Origin of the sequence: Pseudomonas sp. fls2-241-TYG-175 (assembly GCF_030209155.1) — a bacterium.
GTDB classification, from domain to species: Bacteria; Pseudomonadota; Gammaproteobacteria; order Pseudomonadales; family Pseudomonadaceae; genus Aquipseudomonas; species Aquipseudomonas viridiflava.
On record NZ_JARVSO010000016.1, the window covers coordinates 13,364 to 35,127 of the forward strand.

At 57.2% G+C, this 21,764-nt stretch carries 8 protein-coding genes; 4 read left to right on the plus strand and 4 right to left on the minus strand.

What is annotated here, in order from left to right; translation table 11 throughout:
* Positions 1-10: 10 nt before the first annotated feature.
* The 4 genes from QRN20_RS13110 to QRN20_RS13125 form a co-directional block, all read right to left on the minus strand.
* Entirely contained in the window at positions 11-2,944 is a 2,934-nt protein-coding gene (locus QRN20_RS13110; RefSeq protein WP_096767757.1) for a hypothetical protein, read from the minus strand.
* 3 nt (positions 2,945-2,947) lie between these two features.
* Entirely contained in the window at positions 2,948-5,332 is a 2,385-nt protein-coding gene (locus QRN20_RS13115; RefSeq protein ID WP_122605076.1) for a hypothetical protein, read from the minus strand.
* Positions 5,333-5,432: 100 nt separating this feature from the next.
* Positions 5,433-10,151, minus strand: coding sequence for a hypothetical protein (locus tag QRN20_RS13120; protein WP_285360525.1), 4,719 nt, complete (start codon positions 10,149-10,151; stop codon positions 5,433-5,435).
* A 35-nt stretch (positions 10,152-10,186) separates the two neighbouring features.
* Positions 10,187-11,983: a hypothetical protein gene (locus tag QRN20_RS13125; protein ID WP_088234964.1), complete on the minus strand. Its 1,797-nt coding sequence runs from the start codon at positions 11,981-11,983 to the stop codon at positions 10,187-10,189.
* Between the two features lie 267 nt (positions 11,984-12,250).
* Between QRN20_RS13125 and QRN20_RS13130 the strand changes: the two genes are divergently transcribed.
* From QRN20_RS13130 to QRN20_RS13145, 4 genes are all read left to right on the plus strand, one after another.
* Positions 12,251-17,284 carry an RHS repeat-associated core domain-containing protein gene (locus tag QRN20_RS13130; protein ID WP_122605074.1) on the plus strand — a complete coding sequence of 1,678 codons (5,034 nt, stop codon included), beginning with the start codon at positions 12,251-12,253 and terminating at the stop codon, positions 17,282-17,284.
* A 495-nt stretch (positions 17,285-17,779) separates the two neighbouring features.
* Positions 17,780-18,331, plus strand: a complete 552-nt coding sequence (locus QRN20_RS13135) for a fimbrial protein (RefSeq protein WP_004882549.1) — start codon at positions 17,780-17,782, stop codon at positions 18,329-18,331.
* A 101-nt stretch (positions 18,332-18,432) separates the two neighbouring features.
* A complete protein-coding gene (locus tag QRN20_RS13140) occupies positions 18,433-19,188 on the plus strand; it encodes a fimbrial biogenesis chaperone (RefSeq protein ID WP_029243921.1) in 756 nt (251 codons plus the stop codon).
* A 37-nt stretch (positions 19,189-19,225) separates the two neighbouring features.
* The gene (locus tag QRN20_RS13145) at positions 19,226-21,739 is read left to right on the plus strand and encodes a fimbria/pilus outer membrane usher protein (protein ID WP_285360529.1); all 2,514 of its coding nucleotides are present in this window, start codon (positions 19,226-19,228) and stop codon (positions 21,737-21,739) included.
* Positions 21,740-21,764: the final 25 nt, after the last annotated feature.

Sequence of the window (21,764 nt, forward strand, 5' to 3'; positions counted from 1 at the left end):
GTTCAATAGCCTAAGGTTTAAAGGGGGTATACAAACTATGAAGCAGACGATTTCGTCTTCCGACACCGCTGGGTCTAAAGTCGATGTATCTTCGGTGAACGTTTCCTTTCTGATCAATCAACATGACCGCCAGCGGACGGTACAAACGATCGCGCACCGCATCGCCTGCGGGACGGTAAGGTATTTTCCAGGAGCGGTGCAGGCTGATGACCAGCGACCCCACTTCAAACCCCGGCAGTACCACGCCCTTATCCAGACTTTCACCGGTGCCTGTAACGTCCGAAACACCGGGATCGAATGAAATCTTTTCAACGCTCGGGCCATCCGGGATGGCCTGAAATATATAACCTGTCCAGCTGACAAACGACTCGTTCACTTGTTCGCTCTCCCAAAGCAGTGCCGAACAATTGATATCATCGCTCCCGTTGACCGAAGGCAGGAACTCAACGGTGTAAAACTTCATCCATTGACGCGTCATCGGATCCAACACTTTCAACGCCCAGAAATCAACAGACTTAAATACGAGATTGAATGCGGGGTCTGAAGTGACGTCGCCATCCGCCGCGGGCGGGGGCGGTTCCGCTGTGGGAGGAGGAATATCATTGCCCTCGACCCGATGCGGTTCGAACGAATAGTCTTTCGTGTCAAATACAACAAGCGCTAACGGCTCGATCGTTATCCTGTTGAACTCGTCGGCAAACTGGATCGATTCAAACCACGCTTTTGTTTCAGATTGAAACCTGGCATAAAACTCCGTGACCATTCCTGCAGGTGCACGACTTTGCAGATAAAAGGGCTGGACGACGGTGCTCGAACTAATAAGTGACGACTCGGCCGCGGCGAACGTATCCGGCACATCCGCACTGGCCATCGTCCAGGTAGCGAGATCGAAACGATTGGCGAGACTGTGGGTCGCCCACAGTTGCTGCTCTTGCAGTGCGGCCGCTTCAGCGATAGCCTCCTGACCATCAAGCAGGAATGCTATCTCCTGACTGGTAGCTTTATCGACCAGTCGCATCGAAGCCATTTCTGCCGGGCTCAACGGATAATTCACACCGCTGACGTCCATGGTTTGCGTCTCGACCCGGAACGCGAGTTGCTGGCGACCGTTCGGAAGCAACTTCCCGGCATGAAGGTTATATATGTTTGGCACCACCACCTTGAAAACACTCAGCTCACTCCACGTCGGCTCATCGATCAGATCCGACACCTCGATAACGCTATAGCCACAGGCCAGCACCATACCCTCGCGGACGATCTCACATCTGACCACGCTGTTTGACCCGGTATTCTCCAGAGGCGGGCTGAACTCGCCCTGGTCATTGACGCTGCCAGCGCCACTGATCACGTGCCAGCGGCGCTGAAAGCCCGGAAGCATCGTGGCGTCGTCGGTCAGCTTGACGGGAGTCGATTTTCGCGCCCGCGCTACAAAGACGGGATCGATTCGCAGCATGGGTTGCCCATTGGCTATCAAAACTGTGGCAACTTTCCCGTCCGCCCCCCCTGCCTCGATCTGCTGGGCGATCAGTGCCTTGTTTACAGATCGCTCATCGGGGGTGAACAGTGCACCACCTTCGACCTCACTCAGTACGCCGTACTCAGGACTGTGTAACGCCCAGAGCGTTACGGCACCGTCGGAATCAGATGCCTTCAGGGTCACAGATTCAGGGCGTGTTCCACCTGCGACGAGCACCAGGCGTGGCCCGAGTTCCAGTTTCTCGTACACGACCGTCACCAGCGCCGAAGCGACGCGAGGTCTGGCACCACCGTAAGTCGCGATGATCGCGACACGGAGGGATTCGTGGCCCAGCAGGTCCACGCGGGCTGCCGTGTAAACGCCAAGTGGATTGATCTTGCCCTGGCTTTCAAGCGTATGGCTTTCCAGGCCCCGCACCTCCCACCTGTCAACGTCCAATTCCATACCGTCAGCATCCTGCAGCACAAACCGCCGCTGCTCCCCGGCATACAATCTGGTCGTCGATGGGCTGATAGCAGCCTGCGGCGACGCGAGCGTACCGAACAGCACCAGATCGCTCGACACATCGCGCTCCACCTCGACAAACCTGCTCCGCCCAGCGAAGCGCAGGCTGTCAACGATCATCGCAAGCCCCTCGGCAGTCATGCCTCGTGCGTCGCGCGAAAGTGCCAGCGTCACCCCGAACCCAGCACGTTTGTCCGCGCCGGAGGCGTCAGGAATCAGGAATGGAAAATCACTGGTGGGTGGGAAACGTCCGGACTCAGGACGCCCCCTCAATCGCATGAATACCACCAGAGCACCCGCACCGAAGTTTCTGGCCCCCCGCACGTGCGATCCAGGCGCTGGCTGAATGAAAAGCCTGCTGCCCGAAAGCACCTGTGGAGGTAACTTCTGCACAAGAAAAAATGAACTCTGGTGCAGACGAAGATTGTTGAACTTCTGCTCAATAAATTTGGCAACAAGCGCACTGGAGACTTCGTCAGCCCCCGCCACGTTGCAGGTGAAGTCGAATGCTTTTGCCAGATCCAGTGTCACGCCAAGGTCATCATCAAGCTGCAGTTCAGCGACTGCCTGCAGGCTGAAACCCATGGCCTCAGTGATGCGTACATCCTGTGACACTGTGGTGGCGCTGCCTTGCGGGCAGCGCGATATTCGGCAAGTACCGGACACCACCCCAATCGTCACCTGCACGAACTGTTTGTACGCAGACGCACTTGAGATGGACAGAACCGGCACACCCAACTCGATGCGAGACAGATGAATGTTCACGGCCTTGTCTGTCGAGTCGATGTCACCGGAAAACGATGGAAGAAAACTCAACCGCGCATGGCGCTCCAGATACTGAACGAGCAATTGTTCGTTCAGCTCGGAGAAGCTGATGGCCAGAACAGCGCCCCAGCCTTGAGTGACCGAACCGTTGTCGGAAGTCTGTAACCGGTGTTTCAGATACCTGAGGGAAATTGACATGATTCACACTCCGGGCACAACAGGCTGCGCCTGGTCATCGGGTTTGATCGAAAGCGCCTTGACTACGGCCGCAGCCTGTTTGAGCGGCAGGGGCAGAATGATGTGCCCTGCCAACTCTCCGAGGAAATCGTCTTCCCAGGTGGCATAAATCAGGACGAAACAGTCGCCGGCATTGGAAGCGCTGGTGTAGACACCGTTCTGATCAATAGAGCCGGGGCCACCGGCAGGCAATGACCACACGAGCCCTTCCTCGTCGGAAGTCTTTGCCGGAATGCGTTCTCCCTTTTTCAAGCTCGTTGTATCGACGCCGCTCAAGACCTCCAGGCGAATTTGCCCTTCGGGAAGCGTTGCATCCTCGACAGGCCTGATCGCGAGCGAAGGCGGCATCTGCTTCACAAGGATCCAGGCCGAACGGGCGTCATTGCCATCGCTGACCGTCACTTCATCCAGCACATAGGTTTTATCTGCCACCCTCGGCCCGGCGGTGTAGATCTGGCCGCCTGCCGGATCAGTCTCGTCAGGCCCGAGGCTGCCGCCACTGGCCGCGTCCTTTTTCTTCCAGACAAGATCTGCGCCACTGACACTTCTGGCCGACAGCCTTACCGACTCGCTGTGATTGCAGACTTCGATCAGAGGGTTCAGGCTGACGCCATGAAACTGCACGGCAATCAGCGTTGTAGCGCGCTCGTTGCCGACAGCGTTCTCTGCGCTGATCAACACCTGATGAAACCGCTGCCCCATCGCCTCGGTATCAGGGGCCTGATACAGGCCTTGAGCACTGATCGTCCCCGGGGCGCCATGACTGCCATCAGGCAGAGTGACAGACCATCGCAAGCCTTCGCAGATGGGCTCAGCCCTCAACTGCAGGCTTGAGCCAGCCACAACCACGCCCTGAGGCGCGACAATCCTTAGCGTCGAGGAGTCAGGCCCCATTCGGCCGAACACTGCCAGATCGTGAGGCAGCCTCTTTGCCCGAGCTTGCAATCCGTGCCCGCCGCACAGTTTCAGACCCGACAGGTAGGTTTCACTGCCATCGGCACGAAAATGCGGGGCCAGTCCCTTGAGCAGACCATGTTTGGCCGTGTAGGCAACGAAGCCATTGATCTGTTGCAGTTCTGCGGGCGAAATGTCTGCCAAATGACCTGCCACAGGGGTGACCTGCGCATCATGGTTATAAGGGCAATAGAAATGGCCCTCGATCACATCCTTGTCGAATTCGCCAGGCGTCAGGTGAAACTCATGCTTGAGGGTGACGTTGAACGTTGCCTCCTGATACGGCTGCCACTCGCTACTGTTCAGCGCCCGGTACCGAAAGTTGAGCGTGCAGGGAAAACCCCAACTGTGAACAGCGTTGCCGTAATCGAAATCAACCGTCAGTGGCTGGTGCGTGTCAGAGGCCTGCACACTGAATGCGGAAGACTCGAAAACAAAGTCGGCGCTTTGGTAACTGTCGCCCGCCACGTCGAACGTGCCCGACCGGGCGACCATTGATCTCAGCGGCTCCTTGTCAGGCATTTCGAAAAAGAATTCGGGGCTATTGAGCATTTCCATCACGGCATGGCCAAGCGCGGCCCTGTGGAGCGCGTGAGAGGAAAACACCATCGCCGCCGAATAGTCAGCGCCTGCGTCATTGGGAATCAGATAACGGAAATCCGAGCTGTCATCCGGCAGCCCACCCGCCACGCCATAATCAAGCGTGACAAACAGCAGCAACGCTCCCTTGCCCTGCGCCTCTGCGGTTTGTCGAGAAACACCTTGAGCGTTCTCGAGCTGGGCTCTTGCCTCGATCCTGCGCACCTTCAACAACGGGTTGTCCGTGGCGCTGAATTCGACGATCGGAAACACGCGCGCAGATTCGGAAAGGCTTTGCAACCAACTGTGAAAATATTTGCCCGCCTCGCGCTGCTCAGTCTTCGTGCCGGCAATCGTCAGCTCCGGGCCCTCGCCAAGCGCCAGATCCACAGAAAGGGTATTGGATTCGCTGGCCAGCGCCAGATCCATATCAAGCGCCGGACTGTTAAGCGGCTCATAGGCCGATATCCGCAGTACCTCGTTCTGACCATACTCTCGGGCCAGAACAGTATGCAGGCCACCGACCATCGACACTCGCCATGCCAGTGGTGCATGTTCAAGCGAGGCCTGCCTGAGTGAAAGGCCTGGCGGCCCTGATACGAATCCCGAGAAAAAGTGCGAGATGTTGGTGTCGAGGATGGAGACGCTTCCGTCGGGTACGGTTGGCGTCACGCCATTCTCGAGGTTGAGCTGGTAAATGCCCTTCAGGCCCTCACTGACCTGTCGAGTATCCAGCGCTATCACATTATCCCAACCTCTCAACCGGGTCGTGTCCCTCAACCACACCAACAGACTGTCCATTGAATAACCCGCCATGACATCACCTCCTGTGATATCCGTGTGCATCTTGTTTACAAACTACCGTCAATTGCTTTGCTGAATACATTGCGAATCGTGAAGGCAGCCTTGACCCACTTTAGCGTTCACGCAAAGGCAACGGCAGAATGATATGCCCCTCGAACGCCCCCAGGATCGGGTGCTCCCACCTTGCGAAAATCAGAACAAATCGTTCGCTGGATTGCGGATCACTGAGGTAGGTGCCGGTTTCGCTGATTGACCCGGGCCCGTGCGCCCCGATTGACCAGTTAACGACCTGATCGGGCGGCAAGGGTTTGCCATTGGCGAACGCCAACAAATGGATGCTGTCTGCGGTAAGCCCCGCCTCTTCATGTTTGATCACCAGGCCTGGCGGCTTCTGTTGCACCAGCACCCAGGCCGATACGCAGCCGTCGACGCCTGTCACGACAACCTCATCCAGTACGTAGGTTTTGCCTCGTACGGCCGGCGCCGCGAGATAGGCGCGATTGCCGTTGTGATCACTGCCTGGTTGCTCGCTGAATTGCAGTTCTCCACTTTCGCCCTCGACAAAATTGTCAATGCGCCATTCCAGATCACCGCCGCCAAGGGCACCGGCAGCCAATTCCACGCTAGCCAGGGCATCGCAGACCTGAATAAGCGGATTGACGGTCAGCGCATTGGCCAGCACGGTAACCAGCGCCGAGCTGGCATGCCCGGTGGCCGGATCCGTGGCGGTGACCCTGATCCGGGTGAACGACTTTTCAAGCGAGCTGGCTTCCGGCGCGTAATACTTGCCCACCCCACTGATCGCACCAAAATCTTCGGATTCTCCGTACAGATTTTCGATACTCCATTGCACATCCACCTCGGGTGGATCGGTCGTGAACTTCATGGAGCTGTCAGCCGCCATCAGGTGCTCCTGAGGCGTCACGACAAAATCGTCTGCCACCGCAGCCACACGACCGACCGATAGGAAATCCCGAGGTGCACGCAACACATCGCTGGTGACGGCGCGATTGAAATTGAGCTGGACGCTTTCACGGATGAACCCGCTGACTTGCACACTCGCATTGAACGTACTTTCCAGGATGTCCGTAATCCTTGTGATGAACAGCGCCCGGCTGCTGGTCGAGGCAGCATAACCTGCTGCCATAATCAAAGTCATAAGCGCGAGAGAAGGGGTCGGGGCACCGGGTTCGATGCCGATATCCTGGTCTGAACTGCTTACGTCCAGGTTGAGCTCGGGCTTGAGGATCAATTCGCCGGTTTCATCGTTGAAACTGTACTGGACAGTCACGTCAATCGAGATTTTTTCCGCGAACACAATCGGCGGAAACTGTATGCCTTTCAGCTCAAGCATATTGGCAATCGTGAGGCTGTCCTTCCACTTCAGCAGAACACGGTTACGTCCGGCCAGCTCCAGAACCATCGGCTGCGATCGCGCAATATCAACCTGCGCACCGTTCCAGTAAATGTGGGGAGTCACCAAAACACCGTCGACCCTGCTTGGGAGAAGATCCTGACTGGAGGTCGGAAAATTCAGCAAACCACTGGTTGCAGTAGCATTGATCACGACGCCGTCAGCGTTTTGCTTATAGTCAAACTTGGCGGCCTCGAAGCGCGCCTTGATGGCCTCTGCCACCGTTTCAACGAAACGCGCGGCGTCAAAGGCTCGCTCAGCTTCGAGCAGGACGGTGGCTGAATAGTCCTTGCCCTGATCATTTGGGATGAGATACGCATACTCGACCGGAATATCTCCGCCCTCCGAGCTGCCCTCCATCCGTATGAACACGAGAAGAGCCCCGTCACCAAAGCTCGCCGCACGCCCATAGCGCGCAGCCATGGGATCGGACTGCGTACGCAGCTTGAACGACGCTGGCGCCAGCAACGGGTTGCTGTTCTTCTGAATGACACCCAGTGTCCAGATCCGCTGTGAGTCGGGCAGCTTGTTGAAGAGCTCGCTGAAAAAATCACCGCCCAGCTTTCGCTCATATTCGGTGTCTGCAAACGACAGCGTGAAATTGTCACTGTCCTTGAGGTCCAGTCGCACCCGACCGTCACTTTCGACAAGACCAGGAACCTGATCGAGTTGCAGGTCAAGCGTCAACTCAGGCCCCTGCAGCGGGTCGATGTACACCGCCTTTTCGACCTGCCAGACATCGACGTTGTTGTGAAGCGTGAACTGCGTTCCGCTGTAAATGGAACATTTCAAGGTCGCGCGTGAGCGACCAAGGTCATCATTGGTAAAGGCCAGACGTGGTGCATCGAGGATGAAATCGTGAATGCTTTCCTTCCACACCCCGTTCACTGTCGACACTTCACCGCTGATGGGCGGCAGGTAAGTGTCGCTGTCGAAACGGGCGGTATATTCCTGTAATAACAGATCGTTGATCTTGCCCCGTGCCATGGCACAGATGGCGCCCCACCCCCACATGACGTTGCTGTCGGGTTTGGCCATCCATTGCACGAGCCCCTCGAGGGAAGGATCATTGAGCAGCGATTTCTGACCCATTTCTTCCTCTTCAATGCCCACGCTCAGCAACCCCAGCTCGTCAGGGAAGTCTTCCAGCGGAAGTGGCAGGATGATGTGGCCTTCGATGTCGCCAAGAAATGCATCGTCATACGAGGCAAATATCAGGACAAACCGGTCATCGGTACCTTGAGGTGCGGTATAGATGCCCTCTGCATCGAGAGAGCCCGGACCTTCCAGCGGCAGACGCCATGAGACAGGCATGGCCTCGTCGCTGTCGAAGAAGGCTCGCAGACGTATCTGCCCGGCGGACAGGTTGACGTCCGGGAACGGTCTGACTGTCAACGGTGACACTATCTGCCTGACCAGCACCCAGGCAGAACGCGTCTCGCCTGCGCTGCTGACCTGCAGTTCATCGATCACATACGTCTTGTCCGGCACTCTTGCCGCCGCGACGTAGCTGCAATCGTGGCCAGGCACCTTACCGGGTTCCAGCGTACCGCTTTCCCCCGCCACCGGGTTGCGCACCGTCCACTGCAGCGCTGCATCGTCCAGTGCGCCGCCCGCCAGTTCCACGGTTTCGCCGGCGTTGCATACCTGAATCAAGGGACTGATGTTCAACCTGTGTTCCAGTACAGTGACAAGCGCAGCGCTGCTGTGCCCGTTGTGCGTGGCGACCACCCTTATGCGATTGATCGCGGGGCCTGACGTTTCAGCGCCAGGTGCCTTGTACAGCCCTGCAGAATTGATGCTGCCCAGGCCTGCACCGCCGCCTGCCGGGTCCTCCAGTGACCAGATCACACCTGCGACACCGGGTTGGGTGCTGAACTGCTGACTGCCTCCTGCCGCCATTATCGGCTGCAAAGGATTGATGACGAACGTCGTCAGGGTCGGGTTGACGCGGCCAAAAATGACAACGTCACGAGGGATGTGCAGGCTCTGGCTTTCGATGAACTGGTCAGCCCCCACCTTGATGTTGTCCTTCAGGAAAGCTTCGGCACCGGTCCCGGCCGAAAAGGTGGTTTCAAACATCGGATCGATGCTTTCGCTGACTGTTTCCAGAAATGCGTAGTGAACGAGGTCGAGTATCACCTGCTCGATAAAACTCCAGAACCAGCCCGTCCGGCGAGCCAGATCAAGGTCAGCGGGGGCAACGTATGTTTTATCGAGCGTATAAGCCGTTCTGGAGAACGTGAGGCCTTGCAGTTCATAAGTGGCGTCGAGCCTTAGGGACACACCAAAGGTGATGCTGTCCTCCTCGGACTGATCCTCTGCCGACATACGCATTGTCGCTGAGGCTGCCGAAGACCAGGTGATATGAATGCTGGTGCCCTCGATGCCCAGTACGAGCGGCTGCTCGACCGTGGCAGGGAACTTCATTTTTTCAATGACGCAAACCACCACATAACCCGTGTCCGGATCGGTTTGCTCGATCGTCATGGGCGGCACGCTCAATTCTCCGGAGGTCAGCTTCGCTTCTGCGCGTGAACTCTGTGCATCGTAGGCAAACGAAAATGCCTGGCCGCCGAATGCTTTCTCGATAGCAGCGAACAAGGCAAAGGGGGTTGTGGCCTGGTCAAAAAGTACCGTGGCCGAATACTGCTCCCCGACATCGTCAGGAATGAAATAGGGGTAATCAGCCGGAAAGTCGTCTCCCCTGTCCTGACCCGCCATGTTGATGCACACAAGAACAGCGCCGTCGCCATCATTATCCCGCTCCGCTGCCGGGTTTTTCTGCGCACGCAGCGTAAAGCCATCCGGCGTCATCAGCCCTCCACCTTCGCCGCCTATACTGCCCAGCTCCAGGATACGTTTGTCATCCGGCTGTCCTTTGAACCAGTTTTGAAAAATCTGCCCGATCCTTTTTTGCTGCTCTTCAGTGTCGGCTCCCATAAACCTGAAGTCATCACAGTTCCTGAGGTCCAGCAGGATGCGACCGTCGTCGTCCACGTCTCCCGACGCAGTTGTCAGGTCCACGTTCAGCAGTACTCTGGGGGCGGTCAAGGGGTTGATCGCCGTGACTTTCTGGATATGCCAGCCCTGAGTCTCGGCAACGAGCAAGAGCCAGGAACCGGCTGTGACCGGACAGCTCAGGCTTGCATGATCGTGCTCGGCCCTCTCGAACGATAACTGGGGCGCATCCAGCAAAAAACCGCTGAGGATGTCTTTCTGCTTGCCCGGAATCGTGTCAACCGCTGCATCGATACGAAACCCGGTATCAGCGGTATGGCTGGCAATGTGATTCTGCACCAGCACCTCATTGAGCTGCTTGCGCGCCAGTACTGCAATGCATCCCCAGCGATGCATCACGTCGTTTTTGCTGTCGCGCATCCATGACACGAGACCTTCCAGCGAACTGCCATCCATAGCGATTTTCTCCCAGCCAAACGTCAGGCGTTGAATCAGTCGAGCACACTGAAGTCGATAAAGGGGAAGGTCACGTAGGTCGCCCCGTCATCAAAGCTGACGGCAACCGTAACCCTGTTGGTCTCGCTGTTTCTCTTCAGGCGCGCCAGAAAATCCTTGGGAAGGATTACCGATACCTCTCTCGCCTGATACTCCGTAGGGGTAACGGGTTCGGCAGCCCCCGTACGAATGTCGATTCTTTCTTCCCCTCCTGCCTGCAATACGCCTATGGCCTTGACCTGTACGCGCTGGCCCTGCGCCATATAGACCCATGAGGCCAGATCAAGCCCGGCGCCCTTCGCAGGCACGCTGCCCAATGGAATTCGCGCATCAGTGGCAGGTGGACGCTTGATCTGGATCACTGGCCAGCCTTCCTTGATCCCTCTGACTTCCAGATCGAATATTTTCGACATTCCCGAGGGTTGCGAAACAGGCTTGACCTCGTAATAGACACTGACATGCCGCCCCATGTTGGCAGGCACGGCAGAGGCAGGGATATCGAAGGAACGGGGATCACCTGGTAAAGGAATGGCAATGAAGCTGCCGGTGTTGCCGTACCCGTCCCAATGCATTTGCACGGTATCGTCGACACCGATGAAGGCGCTGTCCGGAATACGGACACGTGCTCCACGAACAAGGCTGGATGCAAAGATATGCCCCGCCACGCCGTTTTCGATCACGCCGTCGATAATGGCATCGTCGATCTCCGGCGGCGGTAGATCGAGGGGTTTGCGGATCATTACTTTGTGTGCAATGGCGCTGCCCGCCTGGCCTTCACGCGCGTACTGCCATGTAAACTCGATTTCCTTGCCGTTGTTCTGCAACAACCATTGATACGAAAGATCGAACTGCAGCACGCCGCTGTCGAGATTCGAACGATCAGTACGCAGGCTCTGTGCCTCTTGTTGCACACCGCTTGCGTACAGCACCACGCCGTCGTCGATACGCATGCCGGGATAGGGCTCGATGACCAGTGTGAGGCCGTCGGGAAAGGAGTTGGGGTCCAGCGAGCCACCGCTGAACCCTTCAATCGTCAACGCGGGCAGCATAGGTTGCGAAGGAGCGACGACAGACAGCCTCTGAATGAGCGACACCGTCGGTTGCGTGGGTGTCGCATAGTCGACGCTGTAGTGCATGAAAAAAAAACCGTCTTCGATCATCGACAGCTCGGTCACACCGATGACCCACAGCAACGTTTGCCCCACATCCGCCTCGGTCACCTCTTTTGACTGAACGAGGGAGATCAGGCAAAAATCCTCAACCAGGTAAAGGTCGAGCGTGAGCGTGACCTTGTCACCCGCAAGCATGGCGCGATAAGGCGGCGTCACGATCGAAATGGTATCGATCTTTTCCAGCAGCGCAGGATCGAGGTGCAGGTCATGAGACTCCTTGCACTGCGCGACTGCCAGGGCAGGCAACATCATCGACCGCTCGCCGACGTAGAAAAACAGCCGCGCGGACTCTTCGCCCGGATCGTTCGGCTGGGCGGGATCGAGGAGCCGATAGGAATAAAACACCCAGCCCTGATCCAGCGCCTTGAGCAACGCATTATCAATCTCCAGAAGCATGCCTTCGGGCCCTGGATTGATGACCTGCTGCATATCTGCAAAGAAATCCACAACCTCTCCTGCAGCCCCGCAGCCTCGCCAGTTAGGGTAGAAAAAATCACCGTCAGCGATGCCCGGATAACTGACATACGTCGTCAGGGCAGCGGTGCCCAACCTGGCCAGATCGATGTAATTGCCAGGCTGTTGCAGGTCAGGCACCTTTGGCGCAGGCAGATTGCGGGTCATATCGGATGGCTCCTGTCGCATTCGTACTCGACTCAAGAACGAAACGCTGCGGGCATCAGGCTCACGACAGCGGGTGGAGCATTTCTACCCCGCGCCCACGGCCCCGCCTACTCGCACAATTGCTAGGTTGCCTGCCTGCGGAGGATTGTTAGGGTTAATACGAGCCTGGCTTCAGCACTGCAGGCTCAATAATGCCCAGGCGCACGGATCAGAGATTGTCAGGCGTCCGCGCACTCGTCTCTTCGCCGATCAAAGAGGTCCGCCTCCATGCCTGCAGCCACCAGTTCCGTGCATTCCAAAGCGCTCAGTTTCATGAGCAACCTGAAAAGCGGTGTCGATCCGCGCACCGGGCTTTACAACGTATCGATCGATCTGCCCGAGTTGAAATGCAATGACTTGCGCGGTCCGGACATCAAACCCACGCTGTCTTACAGCCCCTTGAATACCCTGGACAGTGGCTATGGCTACGGCTGGACCCTCGAACTTTCGCACTACGATATCAGTCGGCATATTCTGTCTCTAAGTACCGGTGAAACGTACCGCATCGACAACACCGACGGCGCCGAGCTGCTGGCGACGGAGAAAAAACTGGATACGTTTCACTTCTGCAGGATCGATCAAAAAAGCTTTCGTGTGGCACATAAATCCGGACTCACGGAACTGCTGACCGTGCACAGCGCCGGCGACCTCCAGGTTGCCCTCGTCACCCGGATCATTGCGCCCTCCGGGCACAGCGTGCACCTCAGTTATTCCGCTGCGGGCAACAGTCAGTTCAGGTTGAAAGAGATCACGGATGACGCCGGTGAAAGACTGCTTGCCGTGTCGCGCAGCGATAACATGGTGAGCATTGATCTCTACCCTGACTCAGGCACGGATGGCCAACTGACCGATTACAAGCTGATCCTCGGTTACAGCGATAACCGCGTGAAACGCGTTGTTTTGCCTACCGATAATGAGGCGAGCTGGGAGTTCGAATATGATTACAGCCACGAACAGCTGTGCATCGTGTCTGTACGCACGCCGACGGGTGGAAGGGAATTCCTGAGCTACCATGACGCTGGGCACACATTTCCTGCCAGTGCCCACCGTACCGCTCTGCCCAGAGTTACCCATCACCGGACTGAGCCGGGGTTTGGTCAATCTGCGGTCGATGTGGAATACATCTACAGCGACAGGAACTTCCTGGGTGCCGGTCTTACCATAGCCTGGGAAAACGACGGCCTGGACAACCTGTTCAAAACCCTCCAGGACTACGACTACGTCTGCACTGAAAGCCTGTGTATCGATGACAAACCCGCACGCACTGTTCAGCGCACCTTCAACCGGTTTCATCTGCAGACGCTGGAAGTCACCTCCCAGAACAACCATACCCAGACGTTACGTACGGACTACAACATCAGACCGGGCCTGCCTTTTGACCAGCAACCCATCGATTGCCAGATGCCCCGCGAGATCACTACAGAGTGGACCGTGTCGGGTGAGTCGGCGATACGCAAGGAGACAGTCACCCACACCTACTACCCTGACGGCAACCTGCAGACCAAGACACGTGCGGACGGAGTCGTCGAACACCTGACGTGGTATCCAGCGCAAGGCGAGAGAAGCCCGGACGGCAGCGAGCTCTGCCCTGCCAACCCCAAAGGTTTTGTCAGTCAGTTGAAGGAAAAGACTATTACACCCGCGAAGTCCAGTCAGGATGGCGCTCCGACGTTGAGTACGCGTTACACCTATACAGCGCTGCCTGCGCTGGAGGGCAGCAACATGCCTGAATGGATCGTGCCGGTCACCGAGACGATGGTGCACCTGAACGCTGACGGCAACGGTAATGAGCTGGAGCTGCAGCGGACCCGCAAAGAGTATTTTCACGCTCTGGAGGAACCATTTTCGCATGGTCGCACCCAGCGTCAGACTCAAACCTTGAATAAAAAATCGACCTCTATCACCTACGATTACAAAAAAATCACGAGTGAACAGACGGGCCTGCAAGCCTTGCAGACCAAACAGTGCCTGAGCAACGATTTCGATGAAGCCAGCAAGACGAGCCTGCGCCAGCAGTCACTGCAGACGGCACTTGAGCAAATGAGCCTTGCCGATGGTGTGAAGATTCACTACAAGTACGACGTTCTGAGAAGAGTGATTCTTGAAACGACTGCGCCAGGCACGCCACTCTTCGAGGCCAGCCGTTCTTACCAGTACACCTTGTGCGCGGGACCTGAAGATCAGGCCGAACAGGTCATGACCGATGCACTGGGTGTAAAGACCTGTACCCGAGTGGACGGAATGGGCCGGATCATCTTCGAGGCTCGGGACAACCTCGACAGCAATAACCCCCAGGCCCTGAAGCAAATATATTCGGCCTGCTACGACGCCTGGAGCAACATGCTCACAGAGACCGTGTACGACCATCGCGACAATGATCAACCGCTCGTTCTCACCAACCGTTACCTGTATGACGACTGGAACCAACAACGCTGCGTTATCGGCAGCGATGGTGTGCAGACCCATCAGTTGTTCGATCCCGCCGGCAGCGCAGAATCCGCCAGCCCGATTCTGCGCAGCTGGGTTCAAAGCGCCGAGCCGGAACCGCTCATTACCGGTCGCCAGGAAACCTGGCTGAACCTGTTCGGCAAACCGGACCGCATCATCAGCCAGAACGGCGATGGAGAGACAGCCAGCACTCAGACCTTTTTATACGATGGCCTGGGACGCTGTACGAAGCAGATCGATCAACTGCAGCAGGAAACGTTGTACCGCTACGATGCATGGTCGCGCATGATCACGACAACGTTGCCCGACACCAGCGTGGTCGAACGCAGTTACGCCGTACACAGTTCTGCCGAGTTGCCGGAAAAAATTGAAGTCATTCACGCCGACGGCACGACCCGGACGCTGGCAGGTGAGCAGGTATTCGACGGGCTGCAGCGTCTGACGCAGACCCGGATTGGCAACCGGACCGAGACCTTCACTTACGAGGATAGCCGATCACAGATCAAGGCAAGAACAACCGGCAAAACCGACACGATACAGTTCACTTACGACCCGACACTGACGCATCAGGCCCTGACCAGCACTGCGCCGGATGAAAGGGCCCGCTTCGAATACCACGACAAGAGCGCCCGCCTGCTGCTTGCAGAGAACGAACAGGGTAAACGCACCTACCTCTATGACGCGCTCGGCCGCCTGCAGCGTGAGGCATGGACCGATAAGCAGGGCAACGACTGGACAACCTTTCACGAGTCGTCATCAAAGGGACGCCCTATAAAACGTAGCGAGCAGATTCCCGGCACGACCCTGTCTATCGACACAACGTATGACTATGACACGCTCGGTCGAATCGCAACGCTGGAGCAGGGCAATCTTGTTGCAGAGTTCGGCTACGACGACTTGGGTCGCGTTCAGCTGATATTGACGACCGACATCAACGCATCGACCGTGTTAAGCACGGCACTTGAATACGATGATCAAGGAAGGGAAACCCTCAGAACGCAGTGTTTTCCCGACCAGCCCGCGCGCTACATTCGTCAGGAATGGCAAGCGGACAATCTGCTCAAGAGCCGACATCTTCACCTGAACGACGGAACCAGTCTGCTGCTTGAAGAGTTCAGGTACGACGCCAGGGGACGTCTTGACGATTACCGTTGTTCAGGCGCCACGCTCCCCAAAGATGTCATGGGTCGCGAGATCACGAAACAACAGTTCAGCTTCGATGCTCTGGACAACATCACGCTGAGCAAAGCCGAATTTGCCGATGGCAAGCTCGAACTCGCCATGTTCTCGTATGACACTCATAACCCCTGCCAGCTGACAGGTATTGCGTACATGCCTGCAAGGGCAACACCGAATCCGTCGTTCACCTACGACCTGAACGGCAACCAACTCAATGACGAGCGAGGCCAGAAGCTTGAGTACGATAGCCAGAATCGTCTGGTGGGTGTTCATGGCTCCGAGGGCGAGCCAGTCAGCGCCTATGCGTATGACGGTCATGATCACCTCGTAACCTCCAGACACGGCAGCGCCAGTGAAACGCTGCACTTCTATCAGGGACATCAGGAAAGCAGCCGTGTCCAGGACGGTCACCGCACCCAGCACCTTTATCTCGACGAGCAACCACTGGGCCAGCAGACGACGGACGACCCGCAAAAAACACTGCTGTTGCTCACCGACGCCAACCGGAGTGTGCTTGGTGAATTTCAGCAAGACACGTTGAGAACGGCGGTCTACAGCGCCTACGGGGAGCAGCCGTCGGACCAACCGCTTCTCGCACTTCATGGGTTCAACGGCGAATCGCGAGAGGCATCCACCGGCTGGTACCTGCTGGGTAACGGCTACAGGGCGTACAACCCTGCCCTGATGCGTTTTCACAGTCCGGACTTCATGAGTCCATTCAGCGAGGCCGGGGTCAATCCTTATGCCTACTGCCTGGGCAACCCCATCGCCCTGCGTGACCCCACCGGCCACGACGCAGCCAACCAGAGTGGCCGGTTGCGTCGACCGGATGAAAATGTGGTGCCGGGAAGTTCCGCTGGTGGTGGTTTTGGAGTGGTGGACTGGGTGATGCTGGGTGTGGGCGTCGTATTCACCATAGCGGGTGCCTACGCGACAGTTGCCAGCTTCGGAGCAACCGCGCCGGTAACGGTTCCTGTCTCGGTAATGGGGATCTCGATGAGTGCCGCATCAGCCTCGACAATAGCCACCGGGATGCTCGCTCTGGGTACGGTGGTGCAGGCTGCGTCAACTGCGGCCAGCGCATATGGCGCTGCTACCAACAACAATACCTGGCGCGCAGCAGGCCTGTACGCGGGTCTGGCATCGATACCTCTCTCATTCGGCGGCGGTGCAATCGCCTCCACAGTGAAAAGTACCGTCAAAGCGGCTCTTGGGCCTGCGGCAGCCGCGCAGACGGCAGCTAGAAGCAGCTTATCGTCAAGCGTCGCAGTTATAGCAGCGAGTGAGTCGAACGCGGGAGGCGCTGCGTCGAGAACCTCGAACGGCCTGAGAAGCGCTCTCGACGATTTCATCACTCTACCAAGAGCTGCCCTTAAACCTCAGTTCATGGCGATTAACGTAGACATGAGCGCTTCAAGGCTGCACACGCTGCCGATAAAAGTGTCAGGCAGTAACCCCGGTGTCAGCGGTGCGCGGACCGCAGCCAGCGCCAATCGAGCCGCTCAACCGGTACTGAACAACGTGCCAGCCATGGCAGTCACAGGTCAGAATATCCAGCCGACATTCGTCATCGCAGAGCAGTTTCCGGCGAACGGCAAACTGAACTATGGGATCAGAATGATTGGATACAACTGATGTGACGCAACGCTACGGGCTTGCTGTGACATGAAGCCTACCCAGTGAGGGCATGATCACATAAAAGGTGGAATGGCCGGAGTGCTCTGAGCGAGCACTTCCGCCTGCTTAAAACCTCACTACAGATTACTCTTGAAACAACTTCTAATAATCGATGTTGCCCTGCCACCATTACAAAAACTGCAGTTACACCCCCATCACTGCAACGACCCACAACTTCCAGGCCGCCTTGTTTTTAAACGAGAAATATCCACATACAAAAAGAAATAGAAAACCCCGTCACATGCCATTTATTTCCCTTTAAAAAATCATCAGGAAAGTTCTTACAGGCACAGTCATCAACCAAGTAAGACTCGCCCCTTTATCAATCAAATTTCCCGCACTAGAATCCCGCCCCGTCATGACACGCAATAAAAACGCCATACCGTTTGATATAAACAGATACATATAACGCAAAAAACTTTCGACACTTCACCTCGCCATAAGGTTCTTACCGTGAAAAAAACAGTATCCGCACTGGGCCTGACCGTGGCCGCCGCACTTTACGCAGCGTCGGCATCGGCCAATACCGGCACCATCAACTTCGAAGGCAAGATCACCAGCAGTACCTGCCCGATTGAAGTCGTCAATCCCGGCGACGGCGCAGTGGGCAATCTGGTGAAAATGGGTTCGGTCGACGCCAGCCGTTTTACCGGCGTGGGCCAGGAATACAGCGGCAAGCGATTTGCCCTGCGCATCGACGATAAAGGCAGCTGCGGTCTGACCGGCGTCGATGACGTCGCCAAGGTGACATTCAACGGTACTGCTGACACCTCTGGCAGCTATTTCGGTGTTACCCCTACCTCGGATGGAGCGACCGGCGTGGCCATCGTGATCAAGGACCACACCGGCGCGGCTGTTGCCCCCGGCGCGGAATCTGCCGAGTACCCGCTGATCAAGGACGGCATCACAGACATGGTATTCGATGCCTACTACCGCTCGACCGCTGCCACAGTCACTGCGGGTACGGCCTCGGCAGACGTGCAGTTCGTCGTTGCAATCAACTGATCTGCCCGCTGGCTTCCGACATGGTCGTCCACGCACCATCCACCTGAAACATCGTCAATGCATCCAGACCTCCTGAGGTCTGGATGCACAAGGTAAATCCAATGATCGGCGTAACCCGTCAGCAGGTTTTTCCAGGCCGTGCACGCGCGCTTTGCGTGGCTTTGCTCATGCTCACCGCTTTCATGCACGAAGCTCGTGCGGCATTGACCGTCAATGCAACTCGCGTGGTATTTGCCAGCGACAAGCGCAGCACTTCGGTCATCATTTCCAACCCGAGCAATCGACCTTTCGCCGTTCAGACGTGGGTCAACACCCAGGCGGACGACGCCACCTCACTCGTGCCGTTTGCCCCCTCACCTTCGCTGTTTCGCCTCAACCCCGGCAAGGAACAGCAGGTGCAGATAAACGGCCTGCCCAATGATCTGCCCCGTGATCGCGAATCGCTGTTTTTCTTCAACGTCCAGGAAATCCCACAGGCCGACGCGTCACAAGGCAACGTACTGAATATCGCACTGCGCACACGCCTGAAACTGTTCTATCGGCCTGCGCAGCTCAAGGACAACCCCATCTCGCGGCTCAAGGATCTGCAATGGTCGATCAGCAGTCTGGAGGGAAAAACCTACCTGACTGCCGCCAATCCGACGCCTTTTCACGTGTCGTTCATCCGTCTGGAAGTCAATGGCAGCGGCAAGACTGAAAAGCTCAGGCAGGCCACCATGCTCGCCCCCTTTTCGACCCAACGTTACCTGCTGGATGAGACCTACGCGACACCAGGCGTGCAAGTGGTGTTTTCAGCTATCAACGATTACGGCGGTTACAGCACGCCACAGACCGCCCCTGCCTCGCTGACACCCTGAGTCGGCCTTTTTTGGATTCACCTCCAGGACATAGAAAATGACGCTATTACCCGAATCCGGGCTCATACCGGTGCGCCTGCGTTTCATGCGCCTGTTATTGGTATGCGGAAGCGGTGCCCTGATCCTGAAGCCGAGCTCCAGTGATGCGGCTACGCTCCAGTTCCAGTCAGGCTTCCTGCGTCAGGGCCCCGGTTATTCCAGCGATGCGGGCGTACAGGCGCTCGATTCGCTCACCGACACTCAGGATCTGGTCCCGGGAAACTACTGGATAGAGATCTACGTGAACACGCGCTATTTCGGCCAGAGACAAATCCGTTTTATCCAACGGCCGACGGACGAAGGTCTTTTGCCATGTTTCTCCAGCCCAATGCTGGAACAGATGGGGCTTCGGGTTGAAAGCCTTGCTGAACCTGCCTTGTTGCAAGAGCAGTGCGTCGACCTGCTGCGGCTGGTCCCGGGATCACAAATCGAATTCGACGGCGGCAGGCTCCAGTTGTCACTCTCCGTCCCGCAGGTTGCCATGCGCCGCGACATGATCGGCCAGGTCGATCCAGCCCTCTGGGATCATGGTATCAACGCTGCGTTTTTCAGCTATCAGGCGTCAGCCCAGCAAAGCACCGCAACCCATACCGGAAGGCGCAACAGCGCTGACCTCTACCTCAATAGCGGGATCAATCTGGGTGCCTGGCGACTGCGCAGCAATCAAAGCATACGCCACGATGAAGAAGGAGGCCGCCAATGGAAACGGGCCTACGCCTATGCACAGCGGGATCTGCCCGGTACTCATGCGAACCTGACCCTGGGCGAGACCTATACCGCAGGTGACGTCTTCGCAAGCGTGCCGATAGAAGGGGCGCTCATCAGGACCGATCAGGAAATGCTGCCGGATGCGCTTCAAGGCTACGCACCGGTGATCCGTGGTGTTGCACAAAGCCGCGCCAAACTGGAAGTGCTTCAAAACGGCTATCCGATCTATTCAACCTACGTCAGTGCGGGCCCCTATGTGATTGAAGATCTGACCACAGCAGGCAGCGGCGAACTGGAAGTCGTGCTGACCGAGGCCGATGGGCAGGTCCGGCGCTTTATCCAGCCCTACGCCACGATCAGCAATCTGCTGCGCGAAGGCGTATGGAGGTACAGCGCTGCGCTCGGACGTTACAACGGCGCTCGGGACAGCGAACAGCCCTGGCTGTGGCAAGGCACTTTGGCCATGGGTATCGGCTGGAACTCGACGCTTTATGGTGGCTTGATGACCAGTGATATCTATCACGCCGGAGCGCTCGGAATATCAAGGGACATGGGACAGCTGGGTGCCCTGGCCTTCGACCTCACCCATTCGCGTGCCGATACAGACCGGCTTGATGAGAACAGCGTGCAAGGCATGAGTTATGCGATCAAATACGGCAAGGCATTCGCGACCGACACAAGCCTGCGTTTCGCGGGTTATCGCTACTCCACCGAAGGGTATCGGGACTTCGACGAAGCTGTGCGCCAACGCGACCAGAGCAACACGTTCAGCGGCAGCAGACGCAGCCGTCTGGAAGCGTCCATTCATCAACGGATCGGGTCACGCAGCAGCCTCGGCATGACGCTGTCACAACAGGACTACTGGGGTACCCGGAGTGAGCAACGCCAGTATCAATTCAACTTCAACACTCGATATGCCGGCATCACCTATAACCTGTATGCCTCGCAATCGCTGAGCGAGGGGCGCAATCGCAACAGCGATCGGCAAATCGGTCTCAGTCTGTCAATGCCTCTGGACATTGGTCATTCCAGCAATGTCACGTTCGATATGCAAAGCAGCGGCAGCCGTCACAGTCAAAGAGCGAGCCTGAGTGGCAGCCTTGACGATAACCGCCTCAGCTACCGAACCAGCCTGAGCAGTGACGACGGGCACCAACGCAGCGTCGGGCTTTCGGCAGGCTACCAGGCCGCTTTCGGCAGCGTTGGTGCAGGCGTCACTCAAGGTACCGGTTATCGCAGCACATCGATCAACGCCAATGGCGCCGTTCTGCTCCACGCCGACGGCATCGAGCTGGGACCCAATCTGGGCGACACCATTGCGCTGGTGCAAGTGCCTGGCACGCCAGGTGTCGGCATTCTCAACGCCACAGGGGTCGAAACAAACCGCCAGGGCTACGCGTTGGTCCCCTATCTGCGCCCCTACAGGTACAACCAGATTGCTCTGCAGACCGATCAGCTCGGCCCGGAAGTCGAAATCGAAAACGGCAGCGCTCAAGTGGTTCCCACACGAGGGGCCGTGATCAAGACCACCTTCGCTGCCCGTACGGTCACGCGACTGATCATTACCGCCCGGACCGCCGGGGGTCAGCCTTTGCCATTCGGAGCCCGGATCAGCGATGCAACCGGAAAGCCGCTGGGAATTGCCGGCCAGGGTGGACAGGTCCTGATCGCCACTGACGCCCGACCGCAGACCCTTGACGTGCGCTGGGGCGAACAAGGCGAGCCGCAATGCCAACTGCACATTGATCCAGCAAGCATGCCGCAGACCGATGGCTATCGCTTGCAAGAGCTGACCTGCACCTGATCGCCACGCAACCGACACCGTCAAA

Bases quoted from the DNA above. Each gene is read 5' to 3' on its own strand.
- QRN20_RS13110 (WP_096767757.1), bottom strand. From the start codon at position 2,944: ATGTCAATTTCCCTCAGGTATCTGAAACACCGGTTACAGACTTCCGAC.
- QRN20_RS13115 (WP_122605076.1), bottom strand. From the start codon at position 5,332: ATGGCGGGTTATTCAATGGACAGTCTGTTGGTGTGGTTGAGGGACACG.
- QRN20_RS13120 (WP_285360525.1), bottom strand. From the start codon at position 10,151: ATGGATGGCAGTTCGCTGGAAGGTCTCGTGTCATGGATGCGCGACAGC.
- QRN20_RS13125 (WP_088234964.1), bottom strand. From the start codon at position 11,983: ATGACCCGCAATCTGCCTGCGCCAAAGGTGCCTGACCTGCAACAGCCT.
- QRN20_RS13130 (WP_122605074.1), top strand. From the start codon at position 12,251: ATGCCTGCAGCCACCAGTTCCGTGCATTCCAAAGCGCTCAGTTTCATG.
- QRN20_RS13140 (WP_029243921.1), top strand. From the start codon at position 18,433: ATGATCGGCGTAACCCGTCAGCAGGTTTTTCCAGGCCGTGCACGCGCG.
- QRN20_RS13145 (WP_285360529.1), top strand. From the start codon at position 19,226: ATGACGCTATTACCCGAATCCGGGCTCATACCGGTGCGCCTGCGTTTC.